This window comes from Limnohabitans sp. TEGF005 (genome assembly GCF_055394835.1).
In genome coordinates, this window is record NZ_AP029226.1 from 1,943,011 (window position 1) to 1,958,025 (window position 15,015).

Genomic DNA, 15,015 nt, shown 5'->3' on the forward strand with positions numbered 1-15,015 from the left:
CTTTTTTCATGGCCTGACGGTTTCATGACTCATGGTTTAGAACCGGCCATAAAAAAACCGCCCTGGGTGTAAACCCGGGCGGTTTTTTCGCATGGCCGAAAAGGCTTTACGCTTTGACAGCGGGTGCTGCTTTGCGCTGTGGCAACTTTTCTTTGATACGTGCCGACTTGCCGCTGCGGTCACGCAGGTAGTACAGCTTGGCGCGGCGAACATCACCACGACGCTTGACTTCGATGCTAGCGATCACAGGGCTGTAGGTCTGGAACGTACGTTCCACGCCTTCGCCACTGGAGATCTTGCGCACGGTGAAGCCGCTGTTCAGACCACGGTTACGCTTGGCGATCACAACACCTTCGTAGGCCTGGACGCGCTTGCGCGCGCCTTCAACCACGTTGACGCTGACGATCACGGTGTCGCCGGGGGCAAATTCAGGAAGCACTTTACCCAAACGGGCAATTTCTTCCTGCTCAAGAGTTTGAATCAAATTCATTTTTGAACTCCGTCCGATCATGCCTCGCTACACAAGGGGCGTTCTGTGCTGTAAAGGCCATGCTAAATGCATGACTGAGCCAAATCGCGGCGGGTAGAGGATCGAAAAGCCTTTGATTATAGCTTTTTAGAACCGTGACTGGGATTTTCGATATCCGCGCGGCTCTGGCTCGTTTTGAGGTAAGCCTCATCCTGGCGACTCAACTGGCCCAACAAACGGGCTTGTTCCAGCAATTCCGGACGATGCAACGACGTCAAACGAAGACTTTGCTCGCGTCGCCAACGTGCGATGTGTGCGTGGTGGCCTGACATCAACTCAGCCGGAACGGATTGGTTTTGCCAAACCTCAGGCCTCGTGTAATGCGGACTGTCCAGCAAACCATCCAGTGCGGGATTGAAGCTGTCCAGCTGGTGGCTGCCTTCATCGTTAAGCACACCCGGCTGCAATCGGGCCACCGCGTCCAGCAAAGCCATGGCTGCGATTTCCCCGCCCGACAGCACAAAGTCTCCCAAGCTGATTTGCTGGTCCACATACTGGTCAATGAAACGCTGGTCGACGCCTTCGTAGCGGCCACACAACAACACAGCACCAGCGCTGTCAGACCACTGCGCTACGGCGGTGTGGTTGAGGGCCTGACCAATCGGGGAAAACAGCAGCAAGGGCGCAGCTGCGACTTCTTGACGCTCTGCACGAATGGCCGTGAGGCACTTGAACAAGGGCTCAGCCAACATGACCATGCCAGGACCGCCGCCAAAAGAGCGATCGTCCACCCTGCGGTAATTGCCTTCGGCATGGTCGCGGGGGTTCCACAAACGCACATCAACCAAGCCACTTTCGTAGGCACGGCGTGTGATACCGCTGGTCAACAGCGGCGCAAACAGTTCAGGAAACAGGGTGATGATGTCAAAGCGCATGGGGATGGCCCTCCACGGCCGGGAGCCGCTCAATAGTCGGGCTGCCAGTCAACAGTGATGCGCTTGCCCGGCAAGTCGACGCCATCCACAAACGCTGCCACGAAGGGGATCATGCGCTCGACAGGTTTGCCACCTTCGGCTTCTGGGGCCGCTTCAATGACCAACACGGTTTGAGGCCCGGTAGACATGAGGTCCCGCACCTGGCCGAGGTCAACGCCTTCGCGGTTGAGCACCTGCAGGCCGATCAGGTCGACCCAGTAATACTCGCCATCACCCGCGGTAGGAAAACTTGAACGGGGCACAAAGATGCGCGCACCACGCAGGGCCTCGGCCGCATTGCGGTCATTGAGATCGTGGGCACAAGCGACCACCGTGTTGGAATGGTCTTTGACTTCTTTGATATTCAGGAGCAACGGCTCTGTCCAGGCCTGCGGCAAAGAGGCGGCAGCTGCGGCCTCGCTTGCGCGTTTGGGTTTCATGGGCCGATCGGGCGGCAACAAAAACCAGCGCTTGGAAGAAAAAAGCGCCTCTGGCGAGGCGCTGTGGGGCAAGACCTTGAACCAGCCTTTGATGCCCCAAGCATCGGCTATGCGCCCGATTTCGATGGCGTCAGCCGGCAGTGCGGCTGTTTCCAAAGAGGGACGCATGGCCAAGGCGAGCCGATCAGGCGGCGACTTTGCCAGCTTGACGGATCAGACGTTCCACAGTGGGAGAAGCCTGAGCACCAACGCTCTTCCAGTAGGTCAGACGGTCTTGTGCAATGCGCAGACCTTCTTCGCCGCCTTTGGCTGTGGGGTTGTAGAAACCGATGCGCTCGAGGAAGCGACCATCGCGACGCACGCGCTTGTCAGCAACGACGATGTTGAAGAAAGGACGTGCTTTAGAGCCGCCGCGGTTCAAACGAATAACAACCATGATTTATCCTTGGGTGGTTGGGTATCTTCGGAACAAATGCCGAGACGCCCGGTATCCTTCAGCGTTTGAGACACGCAACTGGCCACCCGGCCAGTGACACACTGAAAAGCCCACCATTATACAACGGGAGCCTTGCCTTGCCTCTGATCCGACCTGCCCGCGACGAAGATATCGCCGCCATCACCGCCATTTACCGTCACCATGTGCTCACGGGGACCGGAACCTTTGAGATCGATCCCCCAAGCGAGGCCGACATGGCCAGTCGACGCGCCGATGTGCTGGCCAAGGGATTGCCCTATTTGGTGGTCGAAGATGAGGGTCTTGTGATGGGCTTTGCCTATTGCAACTGGTTCAAGCCCCGCCCGGCTTACAGGTTTTCGGCCGAAGATTCCATTTACATGGCCCCAGACGCTCACCGCAAAGGCATGGGCCGCGCTCTGCTGGCAGAGTTGTGCACTCAGGCCGAACGCGTTGGCGTGCGAAAGTTTCTGGCCGTCATTGGAGACTCAGCCAATGCTGGATCGATTGGCGTGCACGCGTCGTTGGGCTTCAGCCATGTGGGCGTTCTCAAGTCATGCGGCTGGAAATTCGACCGCTGGCTTGACGTCGTGATGATGGAAAAGCCTTTGGGCGCTGGCGACAGCACCGCTCCGCAATAATCGGCACCATGAAAAACAAAACAAACGCGACCTGGTTGGCTTTTTGGGGTGGGCCTTTGGGCTTGCACCGCTTTTATCTTTACGGCTTTGCCGACATGCTGGCGTGGCTGCTGCCCATCCCGACCGCACTCGGGATTTACGGGCTGGAGAGGGTCCAGCAACTGGGACTGGACGACACGCTGAGCTGGTTGTTGATTCCTTTGTTGGGCTTCACGATCGCGGGCTGCGCCTTGAATGCCATCGTGTATGGCCTGATGTCAACAGAAAAATGGAATGCCAAATTCAACCCCGAAGCCGATGCACTGGCCGCGTCTGGGCAAACGAACTGGGGCACGGTCATCGGCATTGCCATCGCCCTGCTGATTGGCACCGCCATGCTGATGTCGAGTCTGGCCTTCAGCTTTCAACGGTATTTCGAATACCAAATTGAAGCGGCCCGACAAATCAGCCAATAAAAAAACCGCCTGAATCGCTTCAGGCGGTTTTTATGGATTCCCCCATGCGGGTTGATAACACCAGATTGAGCTGCTCAGTGTTTCAATCGAAAACCCTGAAACTGACCCAATAAGCGACAGCGGCCACAAAAGCGCTGGCGGGGATGGTCAAGACCCAAGCCCAGACGATGTTGCCCGCCACACCCCAGCGCACCGCGCTGGCGCGTTGGGTGGAGCCCACACCCACAATCGCACCCGTGATGGTGTGGGTGGTCGAGACCGGAATGCCCAAGGAAGTGGCCAAGAACAAGGTCATGGCCCCGCCCGTCTCGGCGCAAAAACCACCCACTGGTTTGAGTTTGGTGATTTTTTGACCCATCGTTTTGACAATGCGCCAGCCCCCAAACATGGTGCCCAGGCCAATCGCCAGATAGCAACTGACAATGACCCAGCCTGGCGGCGAGGCATCGGCTGTGGTGGCGTAGCCTGTGGCAATCAACATCATCCAAATGATGCCGATGGTTTTTTGAGCGTCGTTACCGCCATGCCCCAAACTGTAAGCACCAGCAGAAACCAGCTGCAAACGGCGGAACCACTTGTCTACCCGAGATGGTCTGGCGCGCCTGAAGATGTGCGCCACCGCCACCATCATCAAAGAACCCAGCAAAAACCCCAGCAAGGGCGAGACAAAGATGAAGGCCACCGTTTTCATGATGCCCGTGGACACCAAGGCACCCGCCCCGGCCTTGGCAATGACCGCGCCCACAATGCCACCAATCAGTGCATGCGATGAGCTGCTGGGTATGCCGTAGTACCAGGTGATGACGTTCCAGGTGATGGCACCCACCAAGGCGCCAAACACTACATGGGTGTCCACAATGCCCGGCTGGACAATGCCTTTGCCCACGGTGGCCGCCACACTGAGGTGGAAGATGAAAATAGCGACGAAGTTGAAAAAGGCAGCGAACACCACCGCTTGAGCCGGCTTGAGAACGCCCGTGGAAACCACGGTCGCAATCGAGTTGGCGGCATCATGAAACCCGTTCATGAAGTCAAAAATCAGCGCCAGGGCGACCAGCAAGATCACCACCCACAAGGCGGCTTGTACGGTTTCCATAGTCAGGAGTCCGGTTGGAGATCAGGAATTCTCGAGGACGATGCCCTCGATCTGATTGGCCACGTCTTCGCACTTGTCGGTGATCGTTTCCAGCAGTTCGTAAATGGCCTTGAGCTTGATGATTTCGCGCACATCGGGTTCGTCACGAAACAGCTTGCTCATCGCGCTGCGCATCACGCGGTCAGCGTCCGACTCCAAACGGTCGATTTCCTCGCAAGTTTTGAGCGCCGATTCGGCCACCGCAGGCTCGCCAATGCGGGCCAACAGCTTGACCGCATCTTGCACACGTTCACAGCAACGGACCGACAAATCGGTCAGGCGTGTGATTTCTTCGGTCATGTGCCGCACGTCATACAGCGCCATGGTTTCAGCCGAGTCCTGAATCAAGTCGGCCACGTCGTCCATCAGATTGATCAGGGCATGGATCTGCTCACGGTCAATCGGCGTGATGAAGGTGGTGTGGATCAAGCGATTGACTTCTTGTGTCACGCGGTCCGCAGCGTGCTCGGCGTTGTCCACATCGCGGTTGTACTTTTCACGCAAGTGCACATCGTTGTAATTGGCCACCAGATTCGAGAAGGCCCGAGCCGCTTCAACAATGCGCTCTGCATGTTGGTTGAACAGTTCGAAGAAGTTGCCTTCTTTGGGCAGCAATTTGCCAAACAGCATGGTGAGCTCCTGATGAAGAGAAAGTGTCTAATGTGACGGTTTTGTGACAGCGACGAGTTTAACCGCTCAGTCTGCATTGACCAGCGGAGAAATACTTACGCGCTGCGGAAAATGAAATAAACCGCACCAACCATGCACAAGGCCGCCCAGAGGTAATCCAGCTTGAATGGCTCTTTAAGGTAAAAAATCGCAAAAGGCACGAAAACGCTCAAGGTGATCACCTCTTGCATGATCTTGAGCTGGCCCACGCTGAATTGTGTATGACCAATGCGGTTGGCGGGGACCTGGAACATGTACTCCATTGAAGCAATGCCCCAGCTCACCAAAGCAGCCGCATACCAAGGCGCGGTGGCCATGTTGCGCAAGTGGCCATACCAGGCAAAGGTCATGAACACGTTGCTGGCCAGCAAAAGCAAAATCGTCTGCAAGGAAATCGGCAAATTGGTGAAGACCGTCATGGCGGTGGCTCCGGCAAAACACCAATGGTCTGATCTGCTACGCGTGCCCAATCTTCGGCTGTCACCCAGCCAGGCGCCAGGTCGGCCAAGGGCCGCAGCACAAATGCGCGCTCATGCCAGCGCGGGTGCGGCAAAGTCAAGCGCGGGCTGCTCATGCTGGCTTGGCCATAGATGAGCAGGTCCAAATCCAGCGTGCGTGGTGCATTGACGTAAGGCCGCTGACGCCCGGCCAGCTGTTCGAGTGCCTGCAAGGCATCGAGCAAAGCAGGGGCGCTCAAACGGGTCTCGATCTGCGCCACCGCGTTGATGAAATCAGGTCCCTGGGCTTCATAGGGGGCCGTTCGGTAAAGTCGGGAGCGCCCTGTGACGCGCGTGCCGGGCAACATCGCCAGCGCATCCAGCGCGTGCAACACCGTCTGCAGGGCATCGCCCAAATTAGCCCCGAGCGCCACGTAAGCGGTCACGGGATCTCGCATGTTGGCCTCCATCAGCAAGAAGGCGCAAGCTTATTCAGCGCTGCCCGAATCCCCAGCTTGCTCACCCGCTGCACCGGGCTTGCGACGACGGCGGCGCCGTTTCTTGGGCGCGTCGTCATCACCCACCTCGGGTGAGGGTGCTGCAGGGCTCGCATCACTTGGACCTGCCGAGGGTCGTGGTGCAGCAGCACCTTCGGGCCTGGGCGCACGGCGCACACGGGGTTTAGCCGCTTGCGAAACCGCTTGCTCCGCTTTGGCCGCTTGCACCAAGTCTTCGCGCTCGGCGTCACTGGCCATGCTGAATTCTTGCCACCAGTCGGCCAAGCGCACATCAATCTCTTCGATGTCGGCACGCAAGCGCAAAAAGTCAAAGCCAGCACGAAAGCGCGGCTGCTCGACCAAGCCAAACGGCGTGCTGCCCACGCGCTTTTCAAAGCGCGGTTGCATCATCCAGATTTCGCGCATGTCAGCAGCCAACTTGCCGCGACCGGACACATCACCAATGCGGGCATCAAAGACCTCGTCAATCGCATCTTGCAAAGCCGGATACGGGTGCTCTTTGCGGGCCAGGCGTTTGGCCCACCCTTCGCGCACATCGGCCCACAAGACACAGGCCAGCAAAAAGCTCGGCGCAACAGGTTTGCCCTCGCCCACGCGGCGGTCGGTATCGGCCAATGCCACTTGCACAAAGGCACTTTCAGCCCGCTCGACCACGACGTCGAGCAAGGGGTAAATGCCAGTGGCCAAGCCCAGTTTTTTCAGTTGCTCAATAGAGGCCAAGGCATGCCCGGTTTGCAGCAGTTTGAGCATCTCATCGAACAAGCGGCTTTGCGGCACATCGGCCAGCAAGGTGGCCGACTGCGTCAGGGGTTTGGCGGTTTTGGCTTCGAGCTTGAAGCCCAACGGGCTGAGCTTGGCGGCAAAACGCACAGCACGGATGATGCGAACCGGGTCTTCGCGGTAGCGTGCCACCGGGTCACCGATCATGCGTAAAACGCGCTTTTTGGCATCGGGAATACCGCCGTGGTAATCCACCACGATCTGCGACTCAGGGTCGTAGTACATGGCGTTGACGGTGAAATCACGGCGGGTGGCGTCTTCGTCTTGCGGGCCCCAAACGTTGTCCCGCAAAACACGGCCCGTCGAGTCCACAGCGTGGTGCATGCCTTCGAGCTGGCGTTTGCTGGTCCGTTCATTGCCTTTGACTTGCTCGGCCGCCGCATTGTCCAGGTGAGCGCGAAAAGTCGAGACCTCGATCACCTCGTTGTCACGCCCCCGGCCGTACACCACGTGCACGATGCGAAAGCGGCGTCCGATGATGAACGCGCGGCGAAACAGGTTTTTGACCTGTTCGGGCGTAGCGTCAGTGGCCACATCAAAGTCTTTGGGGCGCAAGCCCAGCAGCAAGTCGCGCACCGCGCCACCCACGATGTAAGCCTCAAACCCGGCTTGCTGCAGGGTGCGCGTCACATGGATGGCGCGTTCGTCGACCAAATTGGGGTCGATGCCATGCACCGATGCAGGCACTTCTGTGCGGCGGCCAAAATGGGGCTTGTTGCTTTTGGGGGCTTTGCCCATCAGCTTGTCGATGAATTGTTTGATCATTCTTGAAAGAGTTCGAGGATGCGCCAGCCACGTTCTGTGGCCAGTTGACGCAACCGAGCGTCAGGGTTCGTTGCCACCGGATGGTGGGCTTTTTCCAGCAGCGGCAGGTCGTTCATGGAGTCCGAGTAGAAAGTCATCTCCACATCGCCCCAATCCAAGCCTTGCTGGCTTAGCCACTGCGCGACCCGGGTGACTTTACCTTCGCGGAATGAAGGGGTTCCCTGGATCTCGCCGGTGATCCAGCCTGTGGCATCGCGCTCAAGCTCCACCGCAATCAGCTCGCTCACCCCGAAAGCCTGGGCAATCGGGCGGGTCACAAACTCGTTGGTGGCCGTCACGATCATGACCGTGTCGCCTGCGTGCTGGTGCGATCGTACCAGCGCCAGCGCCTCGGGCGTGATGCGTGGCCGGATCACATCGTCCATGTAGCGTGCGTGGGCTTGCGCTGCGGCGGTCGCCCCGCGCTCGCGGGCGGCACGGGTGGCAAATCGCACGTAATCATGGATATCGAGCGTGCCGGCCTGGTAGTGGGCATAAAACTCGTCATTGCGCTGGCTGAACACAGCGGGGTCGTTCCAGCCCATCTCGGTCGTGAAAACGCCCCAAGTGTGGTCCGAGTCCAGCGGCAACAAAGTGTGGTCCAGGTCAAACAAGGCGAGTTTCATTCGTTCTCCAGCATGGCGCGCACCAAGGGAATGGTCAGGGCGCGCTGCGTTTGCAAGGCGTATTGGTCAAGGTTGTCGAGCAATTGCATCAAACTGCCCAGATCACGCGAAAAGCGATTGAGCATGTAAGACATGACGTCATCGCTCAAAAACAGGCCTCGGGCATCGGCTTCTTGGCGCAACACGGCCCGGCGCTCGGGTTCATCCAGCACCTGAAGGGCGTCGATGTGGCCCCAGCCGAGGCGCGAACGCAGATCGTCGCGCAGCTTCAGATCGGCTGGCGGCAAAGCGCCTGCAGCCAACACCCAACGCGGCAAGCCTGTACGGGGTGTCAGTGCATTCACAAACCAGTTGAACGCCGTGTGCTGCTGTTCGGTGTTGTACAAATGCACATCGTCCATCAGCACCGCCGTCCAGTCGTCGTTGAATTCGGGCGGGTTCAGCGTGTGCGCATCGAGCCAACCCACTTGCGCACCCTGCTCTTTCAAGGCATGGTGAACCGCGTGCAACAAATGGGTTTTCCCCGAACCGCTCTCGCCCCAGAGGTAACTGGGCACGGGTGAACGGCTGTTGGAGGCGGTCCACAAACGCAGGTGCGCCACTGCGGCCTCGTTGGGCCCTGCGAAAAAATTGTCCAGCGTGGGTGTAGATGCCAGACCGATGTCCAAAGCCAGTTGCTTCATGCCGAGTCAGGCCCCGGACCCGCATCCACTGAACCACTTTTTTGGTACAGATCACTTTGCAGATAACGCACGCGCAGGCGGCGCAGAGCCACCAGCAACACAGCGCTGGCGGGTAACGCGATCAAGACACCCACAAAGCCCAACACCTGACCAAAGGCCATCAAGGCCAAAATGACGGCCAAGGGGTGCAGCCCAATGCGCTCACCCACCAGGCGGGGCGTGAGCACAAAACTCTCGATCAGCTGACCCAAGCCAAACACCACGGCCACCATGACCAGCGCTTGGGCAGATGCAAATTGCAGCAGGCCCGCCAACAAAGCCAGCACCAAGCCCAAACCAAAACCCAGATAGGGCACAAACACGGCCAAGCCCGTGAACACGCCGATCGGCAGGGCCAAATCCAAACCAAACAGCCGCAAGCCCACGGCGTAAAACACCGCCAATGCCAGCATGACCCCCAATTGCCCACGCAGGTATTCACCCAGCACAGAGTCGCTTTCCTGCATGAAGCTGTCAAACGTGGCACGCCAGGCGGGCGGCACCAACTCGGTCACGCTGCTCACCAGGCGTGTCCAGTCATGCAGCAGATAGAACAGTGCCACAGGCACCAGCACGGCGTAGCCCATCAATGCCAAGGCCGCGCTGCCGCCAAGCTTGAGCGAAGACATCAGCGGTGCCCACCAGTCTTCGCGGTTGGCACTCAGATATGCCACCAATTGGGTTTTTAAGTCACGCAAATCAAGCGACACATTCAAACCCAACTGCGTCAACAAGGGGTTAATGGCGTCGCCCAAACGGTCCAACAAGACGGGCAGTTGCTGTTGCAGCAAGGGCCACTCTCTGACCAAGATGGGCACCAACAGCAACAAGATGCCCAGCAGCGCCAAAATGGCCAAGGCTTCGACCAACACAACAGCCAGGGCTCGGGGCAAACGGCCTTTTGAAAAGCCCTCCAGCCGGAGGACCAAGGGGTGCAAGACATAGGCCATGACGGCGGCAACCACAAAGGGGGCCAAGACCGGTGCCAGCAACCAAAAAACCAGGGCCACGACCAAGGCCACCCCCAGCCAAGCGGCCAGACGGGTCATCAAAAATGGAAGGGGTGCTTGCAAGGGGGTCTCGTCTTTTGCGGCGGGCTGTCCAAATCGGTCAGGGTCAACCCTTAAAATAAGCGCTGATTTTAGTCTGCCAGCCCGTTTATTGGCCCCCCGTTCCTTATTTACTGCCCCTTTCGGGCCAAAACCATGAGTCAAACTCCACTTTCCTACAAAGACGCCGGTGTCGACATCGTTGCGGGCGACGCCTTGGTCGAGCGCATCAAGCCTTTGGCCAAAAAAACCATGCGCGAAGGCGTGCTGGCGGGCATCGGCGGTTTTGGCGCCCTGTTTGAAGTGCCCAAGCGCTACCAAGAACCCGTGCTGGTGAGCGGCACCGATGGTGTGGGCACCAAGCTCAAGTTGGCCTTTGAATGGAATATGCACGACACCGTGGGCATCGACCTGGTGGCCATGAGCGTGAACGACGTGCTGGTGCAAGGGGCCGAGCCCTTGTTTTTCCTCGACTACTTTGCCTGCGGCAAGCTGGATGTGGACACCGCCGCTGCGGTGGTGGGTGGCATTGCCAAAGGCTGCGAGCTGTCAGGCTGCGCCTTGATCGGCGGCGAAACGGCAGAGATGCCCGGCATGTACCCTGCTGGCGAATACGACCTGGCCGGTTTTGCGGTCGGTGCGGTCGAAAAATCAAAAATCCTCACGGGCCAAAACGTCAAGGCAGGCGACGTGGTGCTGGGGCTGGCTTCGAGCGGCGTGCACTCCAACGGCTTTAGCTTGGTGCGCAAGTGCATCGAGCGCGCAGGCAGCAACACCCCGGCCACGTTGGATGGCAAGCCCTTCAAGCAAGCCTTGATGGAGCCAACCCGCCTGTACGTGTTGAACGTATTGGCCGCGTTGGCGGCCCATCCCACGAACCCCGAGTCGTCTTCGGGCATCAAGGCGCTGGCCCACATCACCGGTGGCGGCTTGCTCGAAAACATTCCCCGTGTGCTGCCCGAAGGCCTGGCCGCTCACCTGCAAAAGGGCAGCTGGCCTCAGACCGAACTGTTTGCCTGGTTGCAACAAACAGCGGGCATCGACGACACCGAGATGAACCGCACTTTCAACAACGGCATCGGCATGGTGGTGGTGGTGGATGCTGCTGACGCCGAAACCTGCGCCCAAACCTTGCGTACAGCGGGTGAGCAGGTGTACGTCATCGGCCAAATCGCGCCTCAAGGCAGCGGCGCTCAGGTCGTGGTGGCCTGAGAGGGCAACAACTCAGGTGCTTGAGAGCTCGCTGATGCGGTCTCTCAACGCATCCTGATCTGGGGCCAAAGGCTCGGCTTGCAAATACATCTGCAGGTCTTGCAAAGCTTCGTGCTTGCGGCCCAGTTCGGCCAACACCAAGCCCCGGTCACGCCGCTCAGCCCAAATTGCAGGCAAGAGCACGACCAGCCTGTCCAACACATTCAGCATGCGTGGCCAGTCTTGTTGAGAACGGAAAACCTCTTTGAGGTTGCGCAGCATGCGGGCCAGCAAATCACGCGATGGACAGGGCTGCAAATACAGGCCCATGGGGGTCTCGCCATCGTCCAGATCAGCGGCAGAAGACTTGTCTTCTGCGCTGCGATAAGGCCCTAGGCGTTCGGCCAGGTTGTCAATGCCCAAAGACTCACCTGTCAACGGGTCCAGCACCACCAAGCCGCCTTGCAGCGTGACTTTGACCAAAAAATGGCCCGGAAACGAAACGCCCTGCGCGTGCAGACCCAAGCCTTGGGCCAACTCCAACCAGATCACGGCCAGTGAAATCGGCAAACCACGCCGGGTGCGCAAGACTTCGTTCAGATAACTGTTTTCTGGGGCGTAGTAATCGTTGGCATTGACGCCAAAACCCATTTCTTTGTAAAACACTTGGGTCAAGATGGCCAAACGCGTCAGGTCGTCGGCATCGTTGGGCACACGGGCTGTGATTCTTTTAAGCAGACGGGCCACATCGTCCAACACCTGCTGCACATCCAGCGCGGGCTCCTCGTCCTGAGCCAAACTGGCAGCGGCCTCCAACACAGGAAAGTCAGCATCGCTTTGCACCAAACTGGCAAAGTAATCTAGAGGCGACGGTGTGGCGAAGTTGAGGTTCATGAATCTGCGCCTTCAACGCTTCAAAAAGGCCTTCAGCCGCAAGCCGGTCACCCACAAAACACCAAAATACAAAAGCGCAGATGCAAACAGGGTCAAGACCATCCACCCGATGCGCTGCCAAGCGTCTTGGCGCATGGCCACCCAAGGCAGGTGGTGCGCGGCGTATCCCAGCAGACCTGTGAGCAAGCCCGTGGCCAACAGCACCTGCAACACAAAGCGCAGCCACCCGGCTTGCGGCTTGTAGCTACCCCGGCGCAACAAGCCGACCAACAGCCAAAGCGCATTCACCAAAGCCCCCAAACCTATCGACAACGCCAGCCCGGCATGGGCCAAGTAGGGCACCAACAGCAGGTTGAACACTTGCGTCAGCACCAGCACCACCACCGCAATGCGCACCGGGGTGCGGATGTCCTGGCTGGCGTAATAACCAGGGGCCAGCACCTTGATGGCCACCAGACCCAGCAAACCCACGCCATAGCCGGTCAAGGCCAAAGTGGTCTGCTGGACATCGCGGTCAGTGAACGCGCCGTAGTGGTAAAGCACCGACACCAGCGGTTGCGAGAACACCAGCAAAGCTGCCGCACAGGGCAAGGTCAACAACACCACCAGACGCAAACCCCAATCAAGCATGGCGGCGTAGCGCTCGCTGTCGCCTGTGGCTTTGGCTGAGGCCAGTTGCGGCATCAGCACCACACCCAACGCCACGCCCAGCATGGCCGTCGGGAACTCCATCAGTCGGTCGGCATAGGTCAGCCAACTGACACTGCCCGGAGCCAGGTGCGAAGCAATCTGCGTGTTGATGAGCAAGGAAATCTGGGCCACGCCCACGCCCAGCAAAGCCGGTGCCATGAGGCGCAAGATGTTGCGGGTGGCCGGGTTGGTCCAGGCTTTTTTGACAGCAGCGGGGCCCATACCCAACCGGGGCAACAAACCCAGACGATGCAATGCCGGAATTTGCACAGCCAGTTGCAAAAAGCCACCCACCATGACGCCCGCAGGCAGCGCATAGATGGCTTCAAACCCTTGCCGGGCTAGCCAAGGCGACAAAAGCCAGGCTGCTGCAATCACGCTCACGTTCAACAGAACTGGCGTAGCGGCTGGCACAGCAAAGCGTTTCCAGGTGTTCAAAATTCCAGCCGACAAGGCCACCATCGACATGAAGGCGATGTAAGGAAACATCCAGCGCGTCATGTTGACGGCCGAGGCATAGCCCCGGGGGTCTTGTTGCAAACCACTGGCCAATGCCCAGACCAGCCAGGGCGAGGCCATCACCCCTAAAACCGACAGCACCAAAACCGACCAAGCCAAGGCTGTGGCCACGCTGTCGATCACTTCTTTGGTGGCTTCGTCACCATGCTGGGCTCGGTTGGCCGCCAAAACAGGCACAAAAGCCTGACTGAAGGCCCCTTCGGCAAACAGGCGACGGAACAAATTCGGAATCCGAAAAGCCACATTGAAGGCATCGGTCAAAGCACTGGCCCCGAAAGCCGAGGCGATCAGCAACTCGCGCACGAGCCCCGTCACCCGGGAGGCCAGGGTGAAAATCGACACAACAGAGGCAGAACGGAGGAGGCTCACAGTGGGCGAGTGTAGCGGCCTTGCAAGGGGTCACTTTCGGGTTGAGTGGGCCAACTGCCCGCAAATGGCCATGCGTCTGCTAGAATGCCGGGTTCGCCGGACATCATCCTCAGACATTGAAAGAACTTATATATGGCATCCGCTAAACCAAAAAAGAAAAACCCCCGTCTTGCTTCCGGCCGTAAACGCGTCCGCCAAGACGTCAAAATCAACGCTGCGAATTCTTCGCTGCGTTCCAAATACCGCACTGCTGTGAAAAACGTCGAAAAAGCCGTTGCAGCTGGCGACAAGACCAAAGCCACAGAGTTGTTTGCCAAAATGCAAACCGTGGTGGACATCATTGCCGACAAGGGCATCTTCCACAAAAACAAGGCTGCTCGTGACAAGAGCCGCCTGAGCGCCAAAGTCAAGACTTTGGCTCTCGCCGCAGCCTGATCCGCTCCACCAGATCAACAGCCCGGCGAGGTTTTGTCCTCGCTGCCGTTTGAAACGGGTGCGCTGTCCGCGAAAACTAAACCGCCCAGGTGCAAACCTCGGCGGTTTTTTCATGCCCAATTTCTGGCAAGGCGCAGGCTGAGTCTGGGGGCGGCAAAGGCTGAGTTGGGGGGGCGCAGGCTGAGTTGGGGGTATCGCCGGGTGACGATTTTGCGAGCGAAGCGAGCCATGAGGAACCCGGCGATACCCCCAACTCAGCGAGACTCGTCTGAACACCTGTTAAAAAAAACGGCAGCTCAGGGGCACAAAAAAACCGCCCGAAGGCGGTGGGTCGCGTTGACTTATTTTTTGGGCGGTGGGTCGGGCAGCAAACAAGCCTCAGCCACTTGCAGGTGGTTGTCACGGGCAAAGTTCATCACGAAGTCCCAAGCCATCACATCGTAATCGCGCAGGTCATGGTGGACCACCACACATTTGACGTTGCCCATGGTGGTGGGAATGCACCAAGGCGAATAGCTCAGGTGGCTACCGGGCACAGCGCCACCGGGGCGAAACTGGCTCATCACGCCTGCCAGACGCTCAGCCCAGTCGCTGGGGCGGAATGTCTTTCCGTCCAAGGTCAAACCCAGGATAAAGACTTCTTTGGCAGAGTTGGAGACCATCGGATAGAGGGGTTAGTCAAGGGAGCACAGAGTTCGGGATCGCCGCCCTCTGGTTTACCCGGGTATTGTATCTTATATAAGA

19 protein-coding genes are annotated in these 15,015 nt (G+C 58.6%); 4 read left to right on the plus strand and 15 right to left on the minus strand.

Annotated elements, in window-relative coordinates:
• Window positions 1-106: 106 nt before the first annotated feature.
• The 4 genes from rplS to rpsP all read right to left on the minus strand — a co-directional run bounded on the left by rplS (window position 107) and on the right by rpsP (window position 2,319).
• Window positions 107-490, minus strand: a complete 384-nt coding sequence (gene rplS / locus ACZ5RG_RS09335) for a 50S ribosomal protein L19 (RefSeq protein WP_019430381.1) — start codon at window positions 488-490, stop codon at window positions 107-109.
• A 116-nt stretch (window positions 491-606) separates the two neighbouring features.
• Window positions 607-1,404, minus strand: coding sequence for a tRNA (guanosine(37)-N1)-methyltransferase TrmD (gene trmD, locus ACZ5RG_RS09340; RefSeq protein ID WP_464446905.1), 798 nt, complete (start codon window positions 1,402-1,404; stop codon window positions 607-609).
• A gap of 29 nt (window positions 1,405-1,433) precedes the next feature.
• Window positions 1,434-2,051, minus strand: a complete 618-nt coding sequence (gene rimM / locus ACZ5RG_RS09345) for a ribosome maturation factor RimM (protein ID WP_298600229.1) — start codon at window positions 2,049-2,051, stop codon at window positions 1,434-1,436.
• Window positions 2,052-2,067: 16 nt separating this feature from the next.
• The gene (rpsP, locus tag ACZ5RG_RS09350; RefSeq protein WP_298600226.1) at window positions 2,068-2,319 is read right to left on the minus strand and encodes a 30S ribosomal protein S16; all 252 of its coding nucleotides are present in this window, start codon (window positions 2,317-2,319) and stop codon (window positions 2,068-2,070) included.
• Window positions 2,320-2,456: 137 nt separating this feature from the next.
• Here rpsP and ACZ5RG_RS09355 point away from each other — a divergent pair, with 137 nt between their 5' ends.
• The gene (locus ACZ5RG_RS09355) at window positions 2,457-2,978 is read left to right on the plus strand and encodes a GNAT family N-acetyltransferase (RefSeq protein ID WP_298600223.1); all 522 of its coding nucleotides are present in this window, start codon (window positions 2,457-2,459) and stop codon (window positions 2,976-2,978) included.
• 8 nt (window positions 2,979-2,986) lie between these two features.
• Window positions 2,987-3,433 (plus strand): TM2 domain-containing protein, encoded by a 447-nt coding sequence (locus ACZ5RG_RS09360; RefSeq protein ID WP_298600221.1) that lies wholly within the window; start codon window positions 2,987-2,989, stop codon window positions 3,431-3,433.
• 82 nt (window positions 3,434-3,515) lie between these two features.
• On the opposite strand, the gene ACZ5RG_RS09365 is transcribed toward ACZ5RG_RS09360, so the two are convergent.
• The 8 genes from ACZ5RG_RS09365 to ACZ5RG_RS09400 form a co-directional block, all read right to left on the minus strand.
• Entirely contained in the window at window positions 3,516-4,529 is a 1,014-nt protein-coding gene (locus ACZ5RG_RS09365; RefSeq protein ID WP_298600217.1) for an inorganic phosphate transporter, read from the minus strand.
• Between the two features lie 21 nt (window positions 4,530-4,550).
• A complete protein-coding gene (locus ACZ5RG_RS09370) occupies window positions 4,551-5,198 on the minus strand; it encodes a DUF47 domain-containing protein (RefSeq protein WP_108312848.1) in 648 nt (215 codons plus the stop codon).
• A 95-nt stretch (window positions 5,199-5,293) separates the two neighbouring features.
• Window positions 5,294-5,656 carry a DMT family protein gene (locus ACZ5RG_RS09375; protein WP_298600212.1) on the minus strand — a complete coding sequence of 121 codons (363 nt, stop codon included), beginning with the start codon at window positions 5,654-5,656 and terminating at the stop codon, window positions 5,294-5,296.
• Window positions 5,653-6,132 carry a 2-amino-4-hydroxy-6-hydroxymethyldihydropteridine diphosphokinase gene (gene folK, locus ACZ5RG_RS09380; protein WP_464446906.1) on the minus strand — a complete coding sequence of 160 codons (480 nt, stop codon included), beginning with the start codon at window positions 6,130-6,132 and terminating at the stop codon, window positions 5,653-5,655. The genes ACZ5RG_RS09375 and folK overlap by 4 nt, the downstream gene beginning before the upstream one ends.
• 30 nt (window positions 6,133-6,162) lie before the next feature.
• Window positions 6,163-7,737, minus strand: coding sequence for a polynucleotide adenylyltransferase PcnB (gene pcnB, locus ACZ5RG_RS09385; protein ID WP_464446907.1), 1,575 nt, complete (start codon window positions 7,735-7,737; stop codon window positions 6,163-6,165).
• Window positions 7,734-8,402 carry a histidinol-phosphatase gene (locus ACZ5RG_RS09390; protein ID WP_298600201.1) on the minus strand — a complete coding sequence of 223 codons (669 nt, stop codon included), beginning with the start codon at window positions 8,400-8,402 and terminating at the stop codon, window positions 7,734-7,736. Before ACZ5RG_RS09390 ends, pcnB begins: the two co-directional genes overlap by 4 nt.
• Window positions 8,399-9,085: a DnaA regulatory inactivator Hda gene (gene hda / locus ACZ5RG_RS09395; RefSeq protein WP_298600196.1), complete on the minus strand. Its 687-nt coding sequence runs from the start codon at window positions 9,083-9,085 to the stop codon at window positions 8,399-8,401. Before hda ends, ACZ5RG_RS09390 begins: the two co-directional genes overlap by 4 nt.
• Entirely contained in the window at window positions 9,082-10,173 is a 1,092-nt protein-coding gene (locus ACZ5RG_RS09400; RefSeq protein ID WP_298600235.1) for an AI-2E family transporter, read from the minus strand. Before ACZ5RG_RS09400 ends, hda begins: the two co-directional genes overlap by 4 nt.
• Window positions 10,174-10,329: 156 nt before the next feature.
• On the opposite strand from ACZ5RG_RS09400, the gene purM reads away from it, so the two are divergent.
• Complete coding sequence (purM, locus tag ACZ5RG_RS09405; protein ID WP_312261521.1) at window positions 10,330-11,385, plus strand: phosphoribosylformylglycinamidine cyclo-ligase; 1,056 nt, start codon at window positions 10,330-10,332, stop codon at window positions 11,383-11,385.
• A 12-nt stretch (window positions 11,386-11,397) separates the two neighbouring features.
• On the opposite strand, the gene ACZ5RG_RS09410 is transcribed toward purM, so the two are convergent.
• Window positions 11,398-12,258: a SirB1 family protein gene (locus ACZ5RG_RS09410; RefSeq protein WP_298600191.1), complete on the minus strand. Its 861-nt coding sequence runs from the start codon at window positions 12,256-12,258 to the stop codon at window positions 11,398-11,400.
• Between the two features lie 12 nt (window positions 12,259-12,270).
• A complete protein-coding gene (gene murJ, locus ACZ5RG_RS09415) occupies window positions 12,271-13,836 on the minus strand; it encodes a murein biosynthesis integral membrane protein MurJ (RefSeq protein WP_464446908.1) in 1,566 nt (521 codons plus the stop codon).
• A 132-nt stretch (window positions 13,837-13,968) separates the two neighbouring features.
• Between murJ and rpsT the strand changes: the two genes are divergently transcribed.
• Entirely contained in the window at window positions 13,969-14,271 is a 303-nt protein-coding gene (gene rpsT, locus ACZ5RG_RS09420) for a 30S ribosomal protein S20 (RefSeq protein ID WP_019430397.1), read from the plus strand.
• Window positions 14,272-14,612: 341 nt separating this feature from the next.
• Here the strand turns inward: rpsT and ACZ5RG_RS09425 are convergent, their stop codons facing one another.
• The gene (locus ACZ5RG_RS09425) at window positions 14,613-14,933 is read right to left on the minus strand and encodes a DUF3579 domain-containing protein (protein WP_298599946.1); all 321 of its coding nucleotides are present in this window, start codon (window positions 14,931-14,933) and stop codon (window positions 14,613-14,615) included.
• Between the last annotated feature and the right edge of the window lie 82 nt (window positions 14,934-15,015).